Source organism: Natronincola peptidivorans, from assembly GCF_900111615.1.
Taxonomy (GTDB): Bacteria; Bacillota; Clostridia; order Peptostreptococcales; family Natronincolaceae; genus Natronincola_A; species Natronincola_A peptidivorans.
On the sequence record NZ_FOHU01000001.1, the window covers coordinates 1 to 20,414 of the forward strand.

Annotated in this window: 16 protein-coding genes and 2 other annotated features; of the genes, 10 read left to right on the forward strand and 6 right to left on the reverse strand. The window is 36.6% G+C overall.

From position 1 onward, the window contains the following. Nucleotides 1-357 precede the first annotated feature (357 nt). The 7 genes from BMX10_RS00010 to BMX10_RS00040 all read left to right on the forward strand — a co-directional run bounded on the left by BMX10_RS00010 (nt 358) and on the right by BMX10_RS00040 (nt 8,598). Nucleotides 358-1,653: a HAMP domain-containing sensor histidine kinase gene (locus BMX10_RS00010; protein ID WP_090437640.1), complete on the forward strand. Its 1,296-nt coding sequence runs from the start codon at nt 358-360 to the stop codon at nt 1,651-1,653. A gap of 247 nt (nt 1,654-1,900) precedes the next feature. Then, complete coding sequence (locus tag BMX10_RS00015) at nt 1,901-2,554, forward strand: YidC/Oxa1 family membrane protein insertase (protein ID WP_090437642.1); 654 nt, start codon at nt 1,901-1,903, stop codon at nt 2,552-2,554. Nucleotides 2,555-2,738: 184 nt separating this feature from the next. Next, complete coding sequence (locus tag BMX10_RS00020; RefSeq protein WP_090437644.1) at nt 2,739-2,933, forward strand: hypothetical protein; 195 nt, start codon at nt 2,739-2,741, stop codon at nt 2,931-2,933. A gap of 47 nt (nt 2,934-2,980) precedes the next feature. Continuing rightward, on the forward strand, nt 2,981-4,060 hold the full coding sequence (locus tag BMX10_RS00025; protein ID WP_090437646.1) for an AI-2E family transporter: 1,080 nt from the start codon (nt 2,981-2,983) through the stop codon (nt 4,058-4,060). An 82-nt stretch (nt 4,061-4,142) separates the two neighbouring features. Next, nucleotides 4,143-4,844 carry a zinc metallopeptidase gene (locus BMX10_RS00030; protein ID WP_090437648.1) on the forward strand — a complete coding sequence of 234 codons (702 nt, stop codon included), beginning with the start codon at nt 4,143-4,145 and terminating at the stop codon, nt 4,842-4,844. Between the two features lie 170 nt (nt 4,845-5,014). After that, nucleotides 5,015-5,219: a binding site (T-box leader), on the forward strand. A 39-nt stretch (nt 5,220-5,258) separates the two neighbouring features. Beyond that, nucleotides 5,259-5,463 (forward strand) — a binding site (T-box leader). Nucleotides 5,464-5,613: 150 nt separating this feature from the next. Beyond that, entirely contained in the window at nt 5,614-7,575 is a 1,962-nt protein-coding gene (locus tag BMX10_RS00035; protein WP_244272566.1) for a TRAP transporter permease, read from the forward strand. A gap of 33 nt (nt 7,576-7,608) precedes the next feature. Beyond that, entirely contained in the window at nt 7,609-8,598 is a 990-nt protein-coding gene (locus BMX10_RS00040) for a TAXI family TRAP transporter solute-binding subunit (protein ID WP_090437650.1), read from the forward strand. Nucleotides 8,599-8,979: 381 nt separating this feature from the next. Here BMX10_RS00040 and BMX10_RS00045 read toward each other — a convergent pair whose 3' ends face one another. After that, entirely contained in the window at nt 8,980-9,555 is a 576-nt protein-coding gene (locus tag BMX10_RS00045; protein ID WP_090437652.1) for a hypothetical protein, read from the reverse strand. A gap of 195 nt (nt 9,556-9,750) precedes the next feature. After that, complete coding sequence (locus BMX10_RS00050) at nt 9,751-11,307, reverse strand: PucR family transcriptional regulator (RefSeq protein ID WP_170834613.1); 1,557 nt, start codon at nt 11,305-11,307, stop codon at nt 9,751-9,753. Nucleotides 11,308-11,439: 132 nt separating this feature from the next. Here BMX10_RS00050 and BMX10_RS00055 point away from each other — a divergent pair, with 132 nt between their 5' ends. After that, nucleotides 11,440-13,380, forward strand: a complete 1,941-nt coding sequence (locus BMX10_RS00055; protein ID WP_090437656.1) for an NAD(P)/FAD-dependent oxidoreductase — start codon at nt 11,440-11,442, stop codon at nt 13,378-13,380. Nucleotides 13,381-13,423: 43 nt separating this feature from the next. Next, nucleotides 13,424-14,281, forward strand: coding sequence for an SDR family NAD(P)-dependent oxidoreductase (locus BMX10_RS00060; protein WP_090437658.1), 858 nt, complete (start codon nt 13,424-13,426; stop codon nt 14,279-14,281). A 108-nt stretch (nt 14,282-14,389) separates the two neighbouring features. On the opposite strand, the gene BMX10_RS00065 is transcribed toward BMX10_RS00060, so the two are convergent. From BMX10_RS00065 to BMX10_RS00085, 4 genes are all read right to left on the reverse strand, one after another. After that, nucleotides 14,390-15,109, reverse strand: coding sequence for a FadR/GntR family transcriptional regulator (locus BMX10_RS00065; protein ID WP_170834614.1), 720 nt, complete (start codon nt 15,107-15,109; stop codon nt 14,390-14,392). A 210-nt stretch (nt 15,110-15,319) separates the two neighbouring features. Beyond that, nucleotides 15,320-16,549, reverse strand: a complete 1,230-nt coding sequence (locus BMX10_RS00070) for an iron-sulfur cluster-binding domain-containing protein (protein ID WP_090437660.1) — start codon at nt 16,547-16,549, stop codon at nt 15,320-15,322. Next, on the reverse strand, nt 16,542-18,101 hold the full coding sequence (locus BMX10_RS00075; RefSeq protein WP_090437661.1) for a phytoene desaturase family protein: 1,560 nt from the start codon (nt 18,099-18,101) through the stop codon (nt 16,542-16,544). Before BMX10_RS00075 ends, BMX10_RS00070 begins: the two co-directional genes overlap by 8 nt. Before the next feature lie 590 nt (nt 18,102-18,691). Further along, a complete protein-coding gene (locus BMX10_RS00085) occupies nt 18,692-20,008 on the reverse strand; it encodes a pyridoxal phosphate-dependent aminotransferase (RefSeq protein WP_090437663.1) in 1,317 nt (438 codons plus the stop codon). Nucleotides 20,009-20,194: 186 nt separating this feature from the next. Between BMX10_RS00085 and BMX10_RS00090 the strand changes: the two genes are divergently transcribed. Continuing rightward, nucleotides 20,195-20,341: an ATP-binding cassette domain-containing protein gene (locus BMX10_RS00090; RefSeq protein ID WP_280140729.1), complete on the forward strand. Its 147-nt coding sequence runs from the start codon at nt 20,195-20,197 to the stop codon at nt 20,339-20,341. The last annotated feature ends 73 nt before the right edge of the window (nt 20,342-20,414 follow it).

Below are 20,414 nucleotides of genomic sequence, written 5' to 3' on the forward strand. Positions count from 1 at the left end.
GCATTTGAAACTTTAGAATTCTAGGGAGCTTATCAATCTTTAACTTCTGGTACTTAGGACTATTAGAGTCTTCAAAATTCAATTGGCGTAAAGGGATGTTTCTAGAGACAAAGATTAAAAGTGTATAAAGTTCTTTTTGTAGATATTGAATATATAGTACTAAATAAGATATAATGGAGTTCACAATGACCACCCTTTCTTTATTAATTGTGAGCTGGGAACTTCAATTATATCAAGAAATGGGGGGGCATTGTTTTTTTATACAAAAAAACTTTGAAACCTTTAAAATATAATGATTAGTTAGTAAAAAAAGAGTGTCAAACTTGACACTACGGGATATAAGGTGGAGATCAAGACATGAAAAAAATTGCTGTAAAGCTGACCTTATTTTTTATTTTTCTTATTTGTATTTCCTCTATTCTATCCTTTTTGGCATCAACGCTTTTTACCCATGATATCAGAAATGAAATGCAACAGAATCAAATATCCATTGCTAATTCAGTATTACAATTAGGAGAAAAGACAGATTTAAGTATAGAGGAAATCATCGATATTACTGCTACCTCTATGTATGATGTCCGTGAAATTAAAAATATTGATTCCATGGAAATTACCCTGGAGGGACTAGAAAGAGTTCACAACAATGAAATTGTATTTATACCTCATGGAAAGTTTCAAGGAATAGCGACCCTACTCATGGTGGATGATTCTTATGTTCAAATTAGTCTTCACCCTCACAATAATATTTTTACAATTGTTGGCTCTCGTGTATGGTTTACTCTCCTTTCATTTATTCTGATTGGATCTATATTAATTGCCTTATCAGGGAAAAGGGTAGTTAAATCGATAATAGAATTAACCTTCGCTACGAAGGAAGTGGCAAAGGGTAATTTTGACATACAGGTTAAAAACAAAAGTGATGATGAGATTGGTCAGCTGGCACAGAACTTTAATAAAATGACAAGAGAGTTAAAAAATATAGAGTATCTTCGCAAGGATTTTATCACAAGTGTATCCCATGAGTTTAAGACGCCTATCGCATCGATTCAGGGATTTACAAAACTCCTCCAAAAGGAGAATTTATCGGATGAGGAGAAAAGGGAATATACCAATATTATTGTTGAAGAAACAACTAGACTGTCTAATCTTTCTTCTAATATATTGAAGCTTTCAAAGCTTGAAAATCAAGAAATACTGGATAAAAAGTTTGTCTTTTCTCTTGACGAACAAATCAGAAAAAGCATTTTACTCCTAGAACATCAATGGAGCAGTAAAAATATTGAGTTTGATATTGAACTGAATAAAATTCAATATTTAGGAGATGAGGAACTACTTCAGCAGGTTTGGATCAATTTAATTGATAACGCCATTAAGTTTTCACACAGTAATAGCCTTATTAAAATTTCACTGAAACAAACAGATGAATATGTAAAAGCTAAAGTGACAGATTATGGCATTGGTATGAACGAAGAAACAATGATACGTATTTTTGAAAAGTTTTACCAGGGGGAAAAAGGCCATTCTTATGAGGGAAATGGATTAGGGTTATCTCTGGTGAAAAGGATTCTAGATATATATAGTGGCAGTATTTATGTGGAAAGCAAGCTAAATAAGGGATCTACTTTTACCGTTGAGTTGCCTATAGAGCAATAAAGTTGAAGGGTGAACGTTGAATATATGCCAGGATAGAGCCTATACTTATAGGCAATCCTGGCTAATTATTTTGGTGGATTTTTATGTTGTCAGTATGATTTTTGTTCCTAAACTTATTGAAAAGAATATATCCATTAAACTAGTTCACATTGGGTTCATATTGAAGCTATAAAATGGGATCATAAGGTTCTATACTCTAAATGAGATAATTTAGATTAAAAACAAATAATTATTGGGGGTTTTAAGTTTGAACGCTATCGCACAGCCGTTAGGTGTATTATTAAGAATCATATTTGATATAATTGGGAATTATGGTATATCAATTATCGTGTTTACAGTTATTGTGAAGCTAGTCATGGTTCCTTTAACAATGAAACAGACAAAATCTATGAAAAAAATGCAAGAGATACAACCAAAGATTAAAGCGTTACAGGAAAAGTATAAAAATGATAAAGAAAAGATGAATATTGCGGTAATGGAGCTGTATAAAGAGTATAATGTCAGCCCTTTTGGAGGATGCTTACCTCTATTGATTCAATTTCCAATCATTATTGGTTTGTTTACCGTATTAAGAACTCCTTTGGACTATGGTTTTTCTCTGGAAGTGGTACAAACAGGTTTTTTGTGGATATCTAACTTATCCGAAGCAGATCCATGGATATTACCAATATTCGCTGGACTAACTACCTATCTATCTAGTGTTACCATGTCGACTGCAGGGACTAAACAAGATGCAACACAATCTGTGATGAAATATTTTATGCCTGCTATGATTTTTTGGTGGGGAAGGAGTTTTCCTGCTGGATTGACCCTATATTGGGGAGTGAGCAATCTTTTCCAAGTGGGTCAACAACTAGTTATTAACAAACCCTATTTAAGACAACAAAAAGATTCTAACTAGTATTAATAACAGTGGGTTGCGCATGAAAAAAAGAAAATTCGCCATTAAGGGAAACTATAACTAACTATAACTGGAGAAGAATGTAAGAGAACTTAATCAGATTAATAGGAAAAGAAGGATTAGGCTTAAATACGAAGATTCCAAGTCTAATCCTAAGTTTATCAAAATAACTGGAGGGAGTAGGATGTATCAAATAAATCAGAAAGAAATGATGAGCAACTGTCCTAACTGTGGAGGAATAAATCTAGGAAGATTGCATAAGAAGAGTTATTTTTGTCGTGACTGCTATGTAGAAGTTGCTATAACAAGAAAAAATGATATATATGTTCATATTCCTTCAGAGGATGGTGTCATCACAAGAAAAATCAAATTTAGATAAAGATTAAGAGTTTCTATTACCTTGGAAATGATAAGGAGATAATCATTATGGATACAAAACTATTAAAAATTGGACAGGGAATCCTTTTGATTTTTCTAATTATATATGTAGGCTCACTAATTGATTGGATTTTTTATCCCTTTATAGTTATATTTCAAACTTTGTTTTTCCCAATCATTCTAGCGGGATTTCTTTTCTATTTATTGAGGCCCCTCGTCAAAATTATAAACAAAAAGCTATCACGATCTCTATCGATTTTATTAGTATACTTAATTTTAATTTGTATTGGCATAGGATTGGTATTGATTATTGGACCAATACTTCAGAGGCAATTCTACGGTTTAATTAATAATATGCCTTTTATTATTGCTGAGATTCAAAGAAATTTTGTTAATATTCAAGAAAGTAGTGCTTTCCAAGCTGATCAATTAGGCGGAATGCTAAATGTAGAAGAGCTGATCTTTCAATTAGGTAACTTGCTAAATCAGTTAGGGAGAAGTCTTGCTACAAATTTAGCAAACTTCATAGGTGTATTAGCAAATGCGGTGATTGTATTGGTCATTGTCCCGTTCATCCTATTTTACCTATTAAGGGATGGAGAAAAGCTGGGGAAATCTATATTAAAGGTTTTTAATGAGAAACGACGGGATGATATCCAACAGGTTTTGATGGATATCGATAGAACCCTTAGTTCCTATATACAGGGTCAGGGAATTGTTTGTCTTTGCGTAGGTGCTTTATGTTATGTTACCTTTCTTATTATAGGACTAGACTATGCATTACTATTAGCAGTCATAGCAGGGGTGACAAATATTATTCCCTATTTTGGCCCTTGGATTGGTACCATACCTGCTGTTATTGTTGGTCTTTTTCAATCGCCAGCACTGGCCATCCTTATTATTGTTTTGGTTTTAATCATTCAGCAAGTAGAAAGTAGTTTTATTGCACCTCAAGTCATTGGTAAAAAGCTGAAAATGCATCCCGTTACAGTTATGTTTCTAATACTAGCAGCAGGCCGTTTAATTGGTTTAATTGGCATGATTTTGGTTGTTCCTGTCTATGGCGTTTGTAGAGTGATATTTACCCACAGCCTAAAAATCTGGAGGTTAAAACTTAAGAAAAAATAATATAATAGCCTACTAGTTCATATTTAGTTCACATTCAGATTGTAGAATAAAACCGTAAAACTTATATCAAGGAGTGATGAAGATGTTTTTTCCATATGGATTTTGGAGGTTTGATCCAACAGTGATTATTTTAATTCCTGCCATTATTTTTACTCTCTATGCACAGGGAAAAGTGAAATCTAATTTTGCTAAATATCTAAGAGTCCCAACACGAAAAGGATATTCGGGAGTTCAAGTTGCTAGGGTGCTTTTAGATCAACATGGGTTGCAAGATATACCCATTGAAGTGGCAAGTGGGCAATTGAGCGATCATTACGATCCAACCAAGCGTGTCGTAAGACTATCAGGAGAAGTGTACCAAGGAAGTTCTATCGCTTCAATTAGTGTAGCTGCCCATGAGGTAGGACATGCAATTCAACATGCAAACGGATATGCACCTCTATCTCTAAGAAATATGGTATTTCCTATTGCAAGATTTGGATCTTCTGCAGCTTGGGGGTTTATAATGATAGGGTTGCTGATTCCTAGTCTTGGTGGACTTATGGATATTGGCATATTACTCTTTGGAGCTGCTGTAGCATTTCAGTTGATCACCCTTCCTGTAGAGTTTAATGCTAGTAGCCGAGCTTTGAGATTACTTGATAGCAATGGCTTCATTATAGATGAAGAAACAAAGGGTGCGCAGAATGTGCTTCGAGCAGCAGCCTTAACCTATGTAGCAGCTATGGCAAGTGGAATAGCACAACTAATAAGATTGATTTTGATTAGAAATAGCAGAAGATAAAACAAAGCAGAAAAATATCTATATAAAATCACATTATCTTCTTATTAAAGCATATAGAGAATAATGAACCTGTCCTCTTTTCCCTATAAAAAAATAATTTTAAATAAAATTGTTGACACTAGGTGAAATATGTGATAAATTATTTTTAAATATTTCTAAAAATGAATAATTATAAAACTTTGATGGGGAGAAGTAAACAAAAAGAAATGCTTTAAAGAGAGTGGGGGAAGCTGGGAACCCATAAGCTATATTTGTTGAAATACACCCTTGAGTTGCAGGCTGAAATCTAAGGAGAGTAGGCTGAGCCGGTTAAAGCCGTTATTGAATGAAGATATAAATTTGGATGGTACCGCGAACAGATTATTCGCTCCAGTGGGAGAGATAGTCTGTTTTTTTATTTAAAAAATGAATAATTATAAAACCTTGATAGGGAGAAGTAAACAAAAAGAAATGCTTTAAAGAGAGTGGGGGAAGCTGTGAGCCCATAAGCTATATTTGTTGAAATACACCCTTGAGTTGCAGGCTGAAATCTAAGGAGAGTAGGCTGAGCCGGTTAAAGCCGTTATTGAATTGAGATATAAATTTGGATGGTACCGCGAACAGACTATTCGCTCCAGTGGAGAGAATAGTCTGTTTTTTGTTTCAATAAATCATCATGTTAGAAACATTCGAGACCTTAGTTTTTCCTTCAGCATCTATGTTTTCCAAGTCTAACGGGGCAGCGAAGGGAGCATAATGAAGGACCTATAAAAAGAAAGGGGGAGCACTTTTGAGGGAGATAGAGAAGAGGGAAGGAAATGAAATAGAAGAAAAGGCCCAGAAGCTATTAGAAGAAAAGGATGCAGATATGCGTATTAGAAGCTATACCAGTTTCCTAAACAGGGGGGTAATCATTCTTTTAATCGGATGGTCAGTTTTTCAGCTGTATTTTAATACCATAGGCATGATGGATGCCATCAGCTTGAGGGCGTATCATGCAATGTTTTTAGTATTGTTTTCTTTCCTGCTTTATCCAGGCTATGCTACAGAGGAAAGGAAAAGAAGATTTCTACCGATTTATGATGGGTTACTCATATTCTTAACAGTAGTTGTCTTTGGATACTTGGTTTTTAATTATCAGCGGGTAGCCATGTCAGGAGGTTTTCTCAACCAAACGGATCTAATCATGGCAGGGATCGGTATTTTCTTAGTATTAGAGGCGGGAAGAAGAACCAGTAGAAATTTAGCTTTTTTAGCAGTAATATTCCTATTATTTAATTGGTTTGGAAAATTTGTACCAGGGATATTAGGTCACTCTGGATTTACTATAAGAAGAGTGTTAAGTCATATGTTCTGGGGTAGTCAAGGTATCTTTGGTGTCGGTATAGGCGTTAGCGCAACCTATATATTTACCTTTGTTCTTTTTGGAAGTTTTCTAAAACACAGTGGATTTAGCCAGTTTATTAATGATATCGCACTAACCCTTGTGGGACGTTCTCCTGGAGGTCCAGCAAAGGTTGCGGTGCTGGCAAGTGCTCTTTTGGGTATGATGAATGGCAGTGCTATTGCCAATGTAGCCACCACTGGAACCATCACGATACCACTGATGAAAAGAACAGGATATAAATCTGAGTTTGCAGCAGCAGTAGAGGCAGTGGCATCTACTGGGGGACAATTTGCCCCACCAATTATGGGGGCAGTAGGGTTTGTCATGGCAGAATTTTTAGGGATAAATTATACTCAGGTAATGATTGCAGCTTTTTTACCGGCTTTTTTATATTACTTAGGCATCATCGTCTCTGTTCATCTTGAGGCAAAAAAGCTAGGGTTGAAGGGCCTTACTAAGGAAAATATCCCAGTTGCTTTGGAGGTAATCAAAAAAAGAGGTCATTTAATCACACCCCTAGTGATTTTAATCGGCATGATGATAATGGGATATACACCGCTGTTTTCAGCAGTTACGGCTATATTCTCAACCTTGATAGCCTCTTGGTTTAGAAGAGAAACCAAAATGGATCTAAAGACCATTATGCTGGCAACAGTAGAAGGGGCAAGGGGGGCCATCAGTGTAGGCGTATCCTGTGTATTGATTGGTTTGATTATTGGAACAGTTTCCTTAACTAGCCTAGGACTAAACTTTGGTCATTTGGTTTTAGAGGTGGTAGGGGAAGGGCAGCTTTTCTTAGGGGGCTTTATGGTAATGATTATGAGCATCATCTTAGGGATGGGTGTTCCAGGAGTAGCTGCATATGTTATTGTGGCAGCAGTAGCAGTACCGGTACTAATCAATGTAGGTGCAACCCCAATGGCAGCCCATATGTTCTGCTTAATTTATGCTTGTTTATCCAATATCACACCGCCGGTGGCTATGAGTTCCTATGTAGCAGCAGGTATAGCTAAATCAAATCAAACCAAGACGTCACTGATTGCCATGAAACTAGGGATAACAGGGTTTATTCTACCATTTTTCTTTTTAAATAATCCACTCTTATTAATGGGCAGTGTAGAAAACATATCCTTCTTCATCACCATGAGAACATTGATTACTGCTTCTATTGGGGTGATTTGTCTAGCAGCAGGAGCAGAGGGGATGTTGATTAGGGAATGCTCTATGATTACTAGGATTTTACTAATCATTGTGGGACTTCTTGCTATTGATCCAAAACTGCAGACGGATATTTTAGGGATTATTGTGTTAATTGTTATAACCATTATACAAATGAGAAGGAAAGGCCATGCTTTAGCAATTTAAAATATGAGTTTAAAAAAAGGGAGGAAATGTGAAATGAAAAAAGTATTATTAATGATTCTTGTAGCTATCTTGATTTTATCAGGATGTACTGCAACAACAAGCGAAGCGCCAGCTTCGGAGGAAAATGGGGGAAGGGAAACTGTAGCAATTAATATTCCAACTGCAGCAACCACAGGGGCACTTTATCCCTTAGGCTCCTCCATAGCCAATTTGTGGAATAGTGATTTAGATTTTGTCAGGGCCAACGCCCAGGCCTCTAATGGGGGAATTGATAACTTAAACCTATTACATAGCGGCGAAGCGCAGGTGAGTATGGCGGTTACCAGTGTCATGTATCAATCCTTTCATGGGGAGGCAACCTTTGAAGGAAGACCCAATGAAAAGTTAAGGGTGATTTCTGGATTATACTACAATCCCAATCAAGTGGTTGTAAGAAAAGAATCTAATATTAATAGTTTAGGGGATATCGCAGGAAAGAACTTTGCCTCCGGGGCTCCTGGAAGCACCACTGAAGTAGAAACCAGTCTGCACCTAACAGAAGCCGGGGTCAGTTACCCAGATGGATTAAGGGTACAATTCGTTGGCTTTACTGAAGCAATCGATCTTATGAGAAATAGGCAATTAGATGGTGCTTGGATTATGGCGGGGTTACCTACTGCTGCCGTTACAGAAATTACCACCACTGCAGACGGCAAATTGGTTCCCATTGAGGAGGATGTCATTACGAAGCTCCAGCAGCAATATCCTTGGTATGCAAAGTATACGATACCAGCAGGAACCTATGATGGTCAGGAAGAGGATGTCACAACAACTGCAATAAAAATGGCAATGTTTACAACTGCAGATCTTCCAGAGGATGTAGTATACGAGTTAACAAAATCCTTCTGGGAAAATATTGATACCTTAAAACAGTCAAATAGTGCATTAAGAAATATGAAAATAGAGGATGCTGTTACAGATCTAGCAGGACTACCCCTTCATGATGGTGCCATTAGATACTATGAAGAAGTAGGTATTTTATAATAAGAGGGAAGGTGTACGCCGCTACTGTCAGGGGCCTACAGCATAGCTTACCATAAGACTTAGAGAGTGTTTCACTTAACACTCTCGTTTATGGGTATAAAGAAAACCACTAGCTTAGCCAGTGGTTAGACTGTTGAAAATTTCCATCTTTTTCGTTACTTCAAAACCCAGCATCTTTACGTATTACGTATACGCTGCAGTCGCTGGGTTTTCTTGCGACTTGATTCTGAAGATTTTTGAACAGTCTGGAGGTTGTTGAAAAAGTATGAAACTTACTTGTAGATTGGTGTAGTCCTAAAAATGTAAGGTTTTGCTTGTAAGCTAGGGCATGGCTCCTATAGAATCCATGCCCTTTTGCTATGGGTTCTAAGTCTTTCTTAATTATTTCTTAATAAATTTTAATATTAATCCTATTCCTCCAATGGATAGGATAGCCAAAGTAGGGATAAACCAATTAGTTGAGGACTCTTCATCATTAGAAGGTGCCGATTCAGCACTGATTGTTTGAACTTCCCTAGCTGTATCTTTCAGATCCACAGCAGGAGTGTCTTGGGGAGTTTCATCTTCTGAGGAAACAGTCTCGTCTGCATCTAGTGCCATGGTTCTGAAAACTGGCTCATCAGGTGCAATTGTTCTATCTTCCTCCATAAGCTCTGTGTATTGTTCCTGTGTTAGAATCTCTTTTGTATCAACCTTTATTATTACAATGGCTTTGTTATCTGTACCCACCATTGCATTAACGTGGTACAGGTCTATTTCAAGGTTAAATAATTCTTGAACCCAAGCCTCTTGAACTTTTACATCATCTACATCCACACTAAATTCAACTGCTATGGTCTCTTTGGCAATCCCTTGCAGCTCAGCTGCAATTTCTTCGGGCAGAACCTTAAGGGCAGCAAAGGCTTGACCTGTCATTAACATAAGCACTAAAGTTATTAGCATTATTTTTTTAATCATTATTTCCGCTCCTTAATCTTGTTTATTTTCATTGGCCCATTTTTAAAAATGTTTCCCCCGGGGTGGTTCACTTATTTAGACCATAACTGTTCTAATTTTGTTCCGGATTCTTATAAATTAAATGGAAAAAACTCTTACCATTATCTGGTGGGACAAAGGGATAAGTAAAACTACCCACTAAGCGGGTAGTTTTGATTAATTTACTCCTAGAAATTCAATAATCTTATAGGACATGGTGATGAGAAAGATCGTTTCACTATCATCTAGATTTAATTGAATTAACTCCTTTATTTTCTTCAATCGATAGGTCATAGTGTTGCGATGAACAAATAAGCTTTTGGCAGTCTCATTAACATTTTGATTATTAAGCAAATAATAGTATAGGGTTTGTGAGTAATTCGTATCATTCTTTTTATCAAAATTTTGCAAGTTAAGAACAGCAGGATGACAATAGTCTAGCAAGTTCTCCTTTTTTAAGATAGAGGAAAGCAGCGTATAGAAATGAAAATCATCACAATGAAAAATTCGATCTTCACTACGTAATTGATCCCCAAGATTTAAAACCTTTAAGGTATGTTTATAGTGATTAGATAATGTTAATAAATCAATGAATCTCTGACTAACCCCTACAGTTAAGTCATGAGATTTTATAAAGGTCATTAACTTACTTTTTATCTTCTCATCGAAAGCCCTTTCTTCCTTAAAGCTTATTAGAGATACAATATGATCTTTATAGAATATAGAATAGATATTTGTAAAAACTCCACCTAAACCATTTTTCAAGGCATCTCGGTAATTAGAAGACGGTCGATAATTTGAGACATTTAAAACTAAAACATAAAAGAACTTGTTTAAAGGCATACCTGTATTCTTTATTCGCTCTAAAAGGATACTAGCATCACTAATTTTATCGTCAAGTAGATCCATTAAAAAATTTTCATGCATTAATCCCGTAATATTATTAAGGACCTTACTATTTTTTATCTCTTGGGCAATAACATTACTAAGAAGAGATAAAAAATTCGTTGACTCTTGGTTAAAGTCCTGTTGACTTTCTAAAACCACAATATACCCAACAACTTTGCAATCTAAAACCACCTTACTAATAAGCTTTTGATTAGGGCTGGCATAGCAAGTAACGATAAAAGGATCTGAAGTATCTGGAGCCTTTTTTAAGGTACTAATTTTCTTAACTGCAGAAATAAACTCAAAGGAACAGTAACCTCTCTCTATATTTGCATGCCAGAACTCCTCTTGAATTTTTTCTGCCCTACTATAGGCCAAGATCCTATAGCTGGTATCTAGTAATATAACGGGATTATTAAGAATCTCTGCTGCTCGCTTGACAATATATTTAATCCCTCGGCCCTGAATGAGGGTATGAAGGAGATTGGTGGCATTCTTCATAAATTGAAGCTCCTCTGCAATGAGGGGTTTAATCCCATTGAAAACTTCTAGTAAGTCCGTATCAGAGGGTAAAACGAGATAGTTTCCCTGTTTTTCAGAAAACACCCCTTGTGCAAATGGAACATCTTCAATCAGAAGAAAATTTCCCATAGGTAATACAGCTTGCTTCTTTGTTAAATTAGAGACCTTTCCTAAATATAATATATCCTGTTGGAAACTAGTATGTTTTTCCGTAATAAAATGTAGATCTTTCAGTTCTGTAGTCTTCTCACTATAGCTAAATAAACAGCAATTATAATAGGATAGTTCTTCACATAGCCTCTTTATTGTCAATGGCATATCCATCACCTCAACTCTATTATAATGCATCATGCATAAAAGATACAATGTATTTTGTTTTGTAGGAACATAGTAAAGTAGACAATAATTTGATAATTTAATAACAAACACATTCAAATAAAAATAAGGAGGATTTGTATGAAATATGAAAAGCTTTTTTCCAAAGGAAGAATTGGCAAGTTAGAATTAAAAAACAGAGTGGTAATGCCAGCTATGGGAACATCTTTAGCTGGGAGTAATGGAGAAGCTTCCTCTGACATCATTAAGTATTATGAAGAAAGAGCAAAGGGAGGATGTGGTCTGATCATTACAGAAATCACAAGAATTGATGAAGAGTTTGGTGTGGGAGTAGCCAACCAATTGTCAGCCACTGCCCCAAAACATATAGCTAGTTTTCAAAAACTAGCAAGAACCCTGCACAAGTATGATACAAAGGTATTTGTACAGTTACATCATCCTGGAAGAGAAGGCCATGGCAATTTAATAGGCGGTAAACAGATCGTTGCACCTAGCCCTATTATGTGCAAGGTGACCAAAGAAATGCCAAGGGAGTTAACAACAGAAGAAGTAGAAGGGCTGGTAAAGAAATTTATTACTGGTGCAAAAATAGCCCAAATGGGAGGTATAGATGGAGTAGAGCTTCATGGTGCCCATGGTTATTTAATCAACCAGTTCCTAAGCCCTTATACCAACAAAAGAACAGATAAGTACGGCGGTCACTTTATGAATAGAATGCGCTTCATTAGTGAGATTATAGTGGGTATTAAACACATCTGCGGCCCAGATTTTCCTATTAGTGTAAGAATAGATGGCGATGAATTCGTAGAAGGTGGTATTGATTTAAAAGAAGCCGTTAAGATAGCAAGGTATTTAGAAAGCTTAGGAGTAGATGTTCTTAATGTTAGCTGCGGCACCTACGAAACTTCCATGACAATTATAGAACCTATGTCCTATCCCCAAGGCTGGAAAAAGCATTTAGCTCAAACGATAAAGCAGGCTGTAGCTATTCCTGTAATCGCTGTTAATGTTATTAGAAAGCCTGATTTTGCTGAAGGTCTGTTGCAGGATGGAGTCGTTGATTTCGTTGGAGTTGGTAGAGGTCAATTGGCGGATTCTGCTTGGAGCAAAAAAGCTATCGAGGGTATGGAGGAAGAAATCAAACCCTGTATTTCATGTTTGCACTGTATTGAAGAGTTAGGAAAAGGCGGCGTACTTAAATGTGCTGTGAATCCAATGATGGGAAGAGAGTTAGAATTCAATCATCTTCAAAAGGATGGAGCAGATAGGACAGTAGTCATCATAGGGGCTGGACCTGCAGGCTTGGAGGCAGCAAGAGTATTAGCATTAAGAGGCTTTAAACCTATTGTGTTGGAGAGGGAAAATGAATTAGGTGGAGCCCTGCAATTAGCTAACAAACCCTTCTTAAAGGATAAAATTGATTGGCTAATCAACTATTATGAAAATCAAATTAGAACTCTAAATATAGATATTCGATTTGGCACCAAAGCAACTATAGATAATATTAAGGATTTAAACCCTTATGCTATCTTCGCAGCTACAGGATCAAAGCCTATAGTACCTCCAATTGAAGGTATTCAAAGTGAAAAAGTTTGTGTAGCTGAGGATATATTAAAGGGTGATATTGCACCTGAAGGAGAAAGCATTGCTGTAATCGGTTCTGGTATGACGGGATGTGAAACAGCAGAAATGCTAGCTATGAAGGGAAATAAAGTATCTATTGTTGAGATGCGTAAGGAAATAGGCATGGATGTTTATAAGATTAATCTTTTTGATTTGTTAAAAAGGTTAAAAGAACATAAGGTAGAAATGCTGCCTTCTAAACAATTATTAAAAGTTATAGAAGATGGCATTGTATTAATGGATACCTTTACAACAATGAAAACAGTAAAATCAGTAGACAGAGTAGTATTAGCCCTTGGGGTTCAACCTAATAGAGAAATAATACCAGCTTTAGAGCAGGAATTTAAACATGTCCATGTTATGGGTGATGTGATGGCACCCGGCAGAATAGCTGATGCTATTCGCCAAGGCTTTGAGAAGGCCTACATTTTAGAATAATCGTAGCAAAACCATATAAATTTCTTTTAGAGGAGGTAAAGTGATGAAGGAGTTTAAAAATAGAACAGCCGTTATTACTGGAGCAGCTAATGGATTCGGTTTTGAAGTAGCGAAGGAATGTGCCAGAAGAGAAATGAAGGTAGTTATGGCGGACATAGATGGTGAAGATTTAAAGAAGGCTTCCCAAACTGTAAAGGAAATGGGAGTAGAGGTATTGACAGTGGAGATGGACACATCTGTATATGAAGAGATGGAGAACTTAGCAAAACAAACATTAGAAACCTTTAGAACAGTAGATTTATTATTTAACAATGCAGGTGTAGTAACCTCTGGATCTATTTGGGAGATGCCTTTAAAGGACTGGGAATGGACCATGGGTGTGAATGTATGGGGAATGATGTATGCTATGAGGGTATTTGTCCCAATTATGCTTAAACAACAAACACCTTGCCATGTTGTAAATGTTGCATCTGTTGCAGGCTTATTAACGACGCCAGGAATGCCAGCTTACCATACAACAAAGTTTGCTACTGTAGCAATGACAGAATCTGCTAATTATCAATTACAAATGATGAATGCCAATGTTAAAATGTCAGTATATTGCCCAGGATTTGTACAGACGGATCTGCATAATTGTGAAAAACGTCGTCCAGAGCGTTTTAAAATTGATCCGGATCATCCTTACTATCAAAGTGAAAGCTATAGGGCTGGTCTTGCTAAAGCAGAGCATGTTATTACAACGGGTATACCTATTACCTCTGTTGCTCAGAGTATCTTTACAGCTATAGAAGAAGAGCAATTCTATATTTTAACCCATCCTCAATATAATCCAGTTATAGGTTTGAGGGTAAAAACTATGTTAGAAGGTAAGAATCCATCTGCGGAGTTATTTAGAAAATAAATAGAGAAGTAAAGAGAAATAGGTGATGAACTTATTTCTCTTTTTTTATAATTTATAGGAAAGTTCTACTTTACGAAGGAATTAGCATTTTGCATTTGCCTTTATTGTCTATTCTATTGCCACTTTTTCAAGCTTGTTTCTGCCTTCTATGAGTATTTCTTTCATTAGGTCTCCGGCCTTTTGAGGTTGTTTTTCTTTGATTGCTTTATAAAGATCAATATGGGAATTTAGTGATTTTTTATAGTAGTCTCCCGACTCAAAATATAGCCTTATAAGATTTTTACATACAGGTTCAAAGGATTTGAATATCATTGCATAAACTATGTTACCGGAGGCTATTGTAATTGTATGATGGAAGTTGTAGTTAAACTCCACATAGTTATTAATATCTATAGGCTTATCCTTAATACTGTCTATATAGCTTTCCAACATCCGCAAGTCTGGTTCAGCCCTATATTTGGCTGATAATATGGCACTTTCTACTTCAATTAGGAGTCTTGTATCCATCATTCCGTTGAATAGCTTGAGACTCAACTTCCCTTCATTATAGTTCATTATAGAAGAAAGTATTGCAGGTGTTCCTTCTTTTTTGTAGTCTTCTATAATTGTTCCCTTCCGGGGGATAATCTTTACAAAGCCCTTTGATGCAAGCTCTAGGATACCATTGTTAACAATACTACGACTTATACCCATTAGTGATGCTATTTCACGTTCTGGTGGCAGTCTATCACCAGGCTTTAATTGACCTGAAATTATCTTGGCCTCTATTTCTTTTATAAAAAGATCCTTTAGACTCTCAGTTTTAAGTGGTGTAAAACTTCTATCCAATCTTCCGACCTCCAAACTTTTTTACTTCCAGTATAGTTTATTATTATCGAAAATAGGTATATTGTCAAGGAATATCCATTTTTCACCAGAAAACGAGATAGTGAATTAAGTATATTTACTTTATAATCTCTAAACAGCAGTAATAACTGGAGGTTGTTGTAAAAGTCAATAACCTCAGTTATTACTGCTGCTTTAGCTTTGCTTGATATTTTAACTCTTTTTCTCCCTTGGTATAATAATCTCAAGATCACTAGTTGGGAAGGATGCACAAGGATGTATATATCCAAATTGAATATCTGCTTGTCTTCTTCCGTCATCATCTTCAGGTATATATACATTACCACTAATTAACAGTGATCTACATATAGCACATAACCCACTTCTACAGCTTGAAGGTGGACAAAGGCCTGCCCTCTCTATAGCAACAAGTAGGGATTCTTTTGCAGAAGCTTTAATTTCTTTTGAGATGCCACCAATATGAACCTTCACCTTAAACTCTTTATCAGCTACATCCTTAGGGAAATCAATTAAGCTTTCAACATCTTTGATTTCCCCAAACACCTCTCTTCTAACAAATTTCCGCCTTAGCTTTAGCTTTCCAAGCTCCCCTGAAACAAAATTATACATAGCCTGAGGTCCACATATAAAGAAGGAACTATCGTTAATATTGACGCGCTTCTCTAAAAGTTCTTTTGTAATAAAACCTTTTTCGAAGCCTTCTAACTCTTCTTGGGCAAGGACATGAATTACATGAATCTTACCATTGGATTCATTTTCTATGGCATTTAATTCATCATAAAAAATGATATCTTCCTTTGAATTACTACCATAAAATATCGTCAAATTAATATCAAGTGTTCCATCTATAATGCTCTGAGCCATAGATCTGAAGGGTGTTATTCCACAGCCACCAGCTAATGCAACTAGGTTCCTTTTATCCCTCAAGTTGTCATAGTAGAAATATCCCTCTGGCCCACTACAGCTAACCTTAGTACCAATTGACCAGTTATCCCAAATGTAGTTAGATACAAATCCACCCTCATCCCTTTTAACAGTTATTTCGTAGCAGCCTTCAAGGGTTTTGTCGGGAGATGATGAAATTGAGTATGGTCTGGTGACAGTTGACCCTTCAATATTAAAGTTAAAGCTTAAGTATTGACCTGAACGGAAATAGGCTAGTTCACTTGTTCCTTTAGCCTCATCTGGTCTAAATCTATATGTCTTTGTAGATAGGGTCTCTTCTTTAATGCTATCAATTACTAGATGCTGTATCCTAGGGTGAAGCTTTAAGGCTAAAGCATTCATAGGGGGCACTTCATTAATGGCAGTAGGTGAAGCATTTTGTATTTTTTTCTTCCTATTGGGTACCAGGTTCTTAAAGGCTAAAAGATCTAACAGACCTAATGATTTTATTTTAATATTAATCCTTTCCTTACTCACTTTTTTTCACCTCCATAAAGTCCCTGTAAGTCAATAATGCAGCAGTCTCACCAGATTGAAGAGAGCTTGAATAGCCATGACATCTGAATGCAAAACCACCAGAAAAATCAAGACCTTTGATGTATTTTTCATCATTCATTGACATCATCCTGGGCAATACAGAGTCCCAAGGGACTGGTTCATATCCATAAACACTACCATTAAAGGCTCCTGTATAGTTAGCAAATGTTGCAGGTGTCGCAACCTCGATTTCCTCAATACTATCCCTTATGTTTATTCCCAGAGCCTTTTCAAACTCATCAATCATCTCTTCAGCTAGCTTATTCTTTAACTTAACATAGTCCTTAGGTTCAACATCCCTCCAGCAGTCTCCAGAGAATAAAGTAGTTAAGTAGAGTATGCTTGTGCCCTCTGGTGAACAGTCTGGAATAGTTTTGTTTAGACAGACTGTAGCTTGCCCAACTGGCCTTCCCAGACTATGAAAGCTTTTGTAGATATCATTGGTGTCTGGAGTACTATAGACAAAGTAGCTGTATTCATCAATGCCAAGCTCTTCAGCACTTTTATCTAAGCCAAGGTAAACAACAAATGCAGAAAAGCCAACCTTTCTGGCATTACAGGTTTTAAGTGCTGTTTCAGGCACCTCTGTTTTGGGGTAAATCAGCTGATTATAAACAGTATGGGGAGAGGTATTGGTGATTACATAATTTGTCTTGATTACATCTCCATGGGAAGTCTCTACACCAACAATTTGACCTTTTTCAATTATTATCTTTTCCACCTTTGTATTGTATTGAATATCTCCACCCAGCTCCCTTATCTTCATATCTAGTGCTGTTGTATAACCATGGGAACGAAATCTGGGAATAAAAGCTTGTTTAGTAATATATCTATAAAACATAGCACCAAATATTGTGAAGCTCATATCCTTAACACCTACACCAATATAACACCAATAAGCAGTAATGATCTTCTGAGCTCTATAGGGCATTTTTAGAGAGTCTAGAACATCCTGCAGGGTATAGGGTGCTGTCTTTAAAAAGTTGGGATATTCCTTTGTAAGAACTTTTTTGTCATGATTGCCCTTTGATTCAGCAAGATAAGTAAATGCATCAATAACCTCTTCACATAGCCTTATGAACTTAACAACAGATTCCTTTGAGCCTGGTACATATTCTTCCATTTTGGCAATAAATTCTTCCTCACCAAAGGGCATAGTTGCATCAATTCTTCCACCTTTTTCATTGGGTACAATAAGCCTATAGGCCTCTGGAACCTCGATCCATTCTACATCCAATCCTATTCGGTCCTCCAATAGCATTCTCACATTACCCTTGTCATCAGGTGGCCCAAAATCAGAAATCTCATGAAGTGAAGGCTCAAATTCAAATCTGCCCCTAACAAAGCTTGTTGCAAATCCTCCTGGTAGATTGTGCTGCTCTAGCAGAAGTGTTTTCATCCCTTTTCCTGCAAGGGTAGCTGCAGCAGTCAAGCCACCATTACCGGCTCCTACTACTACAGCATCATACTCAGTCTTAAAGTTATTTGACATACTCTCCCCTCCCAACAATAATATTGTGGTATAACCACCAACCAATTATATTATAAAGATATTCTAGAAGTTGTGTCAATATGCAAAAATATAAAATTCATACAAAAACCTCTAACCTATATATTACATTCAACTGATGGTATAAGCAGGAACCTAATATAAAGGTAATAACAGTAATCCATATGAGACTTTTATCCCACTGGATTGGCTGGCTCGATTAACAACTCATATACCTAGCAGAGGAGAACAACTGGTCCCGTATTATGGATACTACTACAACCAGTTTCGTGGCGTGAGAAAAAAAGAGGAAAATGAAGAGAATGATTATGGAGTTAGGATTGTGGTTGGGGGCTACAGGACAGGGAAGGAAATTGATATCAAAAAAACGGGAATTTTTGTATGAGGCAATTATTATTTAAGGGACAAGGGGACAGGATACTTGCTCCATAAACAAATTACAAATAACCTTTCTACTTTTCCTATAAAGAAAACCGCTGGAGAACCAGCGGTTAGAATTGCATTCTGTAAAAGCAATTTACACAAAATCATAGATTCTGGCAATCTGCTTTTTAGCAGAAACTTTATTTTTTTTATCTTTGAGCTTCAAACTGTCTTAAGAGTTTAACAAACAGCTCTGGAACCTTTGCCATATTTTCAGTAGACTCTACGAATGAAATTCGAAACTGTGTACTTCCTGGGTTTTCTTCACCTGCATCAACATTGTAGAAGCCCTTCATCGGTGCTACAAGAAGTGTTGTTTCAACACCGTCGATGTTAACAGATCCTTCTCCCGCACAGTACAAGACGAAGTCAATGGCATCAAATCCAGGCTTTACTACATTTCTAACGTCAATTACAGAGTATATGGATGCATCAGGACTGGAAACAATTAATCCAGGCTCATGCTCCTTCAATCCTTTATATACGTTGAAAATTTGTTCCTTATAGTACTCTCTAAGACCCTTACACCATTCAGCAATTTGCTCTTTGCTTTCATGAGCTAATGCACCAAATATATATTGACCAATTACATTAGCACAAAGGTTTGCTGTATACTCAGCTACAGAGCGGTTGTTGAACTCAGCATTGTCAGTGATTAAAGCACCAATTCTTAAACCACAAGCATTCCATACCTTTGATGCAGTCTCAATACTGATCCTTCTGCCTTCGATGCCAGGCACTTCAGCATCGGTGATTCCCCAGATGCTGACAAGCTTGCTTTCTTCTTCATAGTAGAGCTCACGATAAGCTTCATCGCTTGCCATCCACATATTGTATTTTACGCACAGCTTAGCCAGTTCCTTAAGGGTTTCATGATTATAGTACTGTCCTGTTGGATTGTCATAAGGAATGACAAGGAGTGCTCCAGGATTATGTGCTTTAATGGCTTCTTCTATTCTATGTAGCTCTGGAAGGCTGAACTGGCCGTCTTCGTTTAAACTACGTCTTACTGTAACGATTTTACGTCCAATTCTTTCTGCAAAGGAGATATAATTGGTGTAGGCGGGATCGATTACCATTAGGGGTTTGTCTTCAGTCCCTGCAGCACCACAAACACCCAATAGCAACAATTCCATAGCAGTAGATCCACCATCAGTTACCTGAACAAATAATTTACTTGTGTCAAAGCCCTCGCAATTAAGAATGTTCTTAAATGCATCCTGGCACTCTTGAAGACCAGCAGTAGTTGAATATCTTACCACACCCTCTGCAAATGGACTTTCAGGTGCACCAAGCTCAAACATTCTTTTCTGCATAGCTGGATTTGTGGGGAGTGAAACATTACCGATGCCTACATTGATTACTGCTTCAGGCTTCACTTTACGCTCCTCATATTTCATTTGTGCTAAACGGACATCCGATGGTGTCCTAGATTGGAAGTGAGCAGATAAAATTGGTTTACTCATTATCAAAACTCCTTTTCTAATAAGTATTTTTAAAAATTTGAGCTACACTACTTAATATATAGTGTATACTTTTTAGTTTGCCCAGTTCTATTTTACCATTATTTCATGTTTATTTCACTTTATATTTTGCATTTTCATTAAGAATGATACGAATAGTACAGTTAAAATAAAGGGGAGAAAATAATAATAAATGTATATTTTACTGTGAATAGCGGAGAAATTTTTGGTATTCTAAGCCCTAATGGTGCAGGGAAATCCACTACACAAAACATACTCGCCAGCATCTTAAGTAGATATATAAGAGAGGTTAGAGGGATAGATTTAATAGTTTAAAACAGTACAAAGATTGCCCTATAAGTCCTACATCAAGGCTTAGAGGACATATGTATATAGATGTACTTTTTAG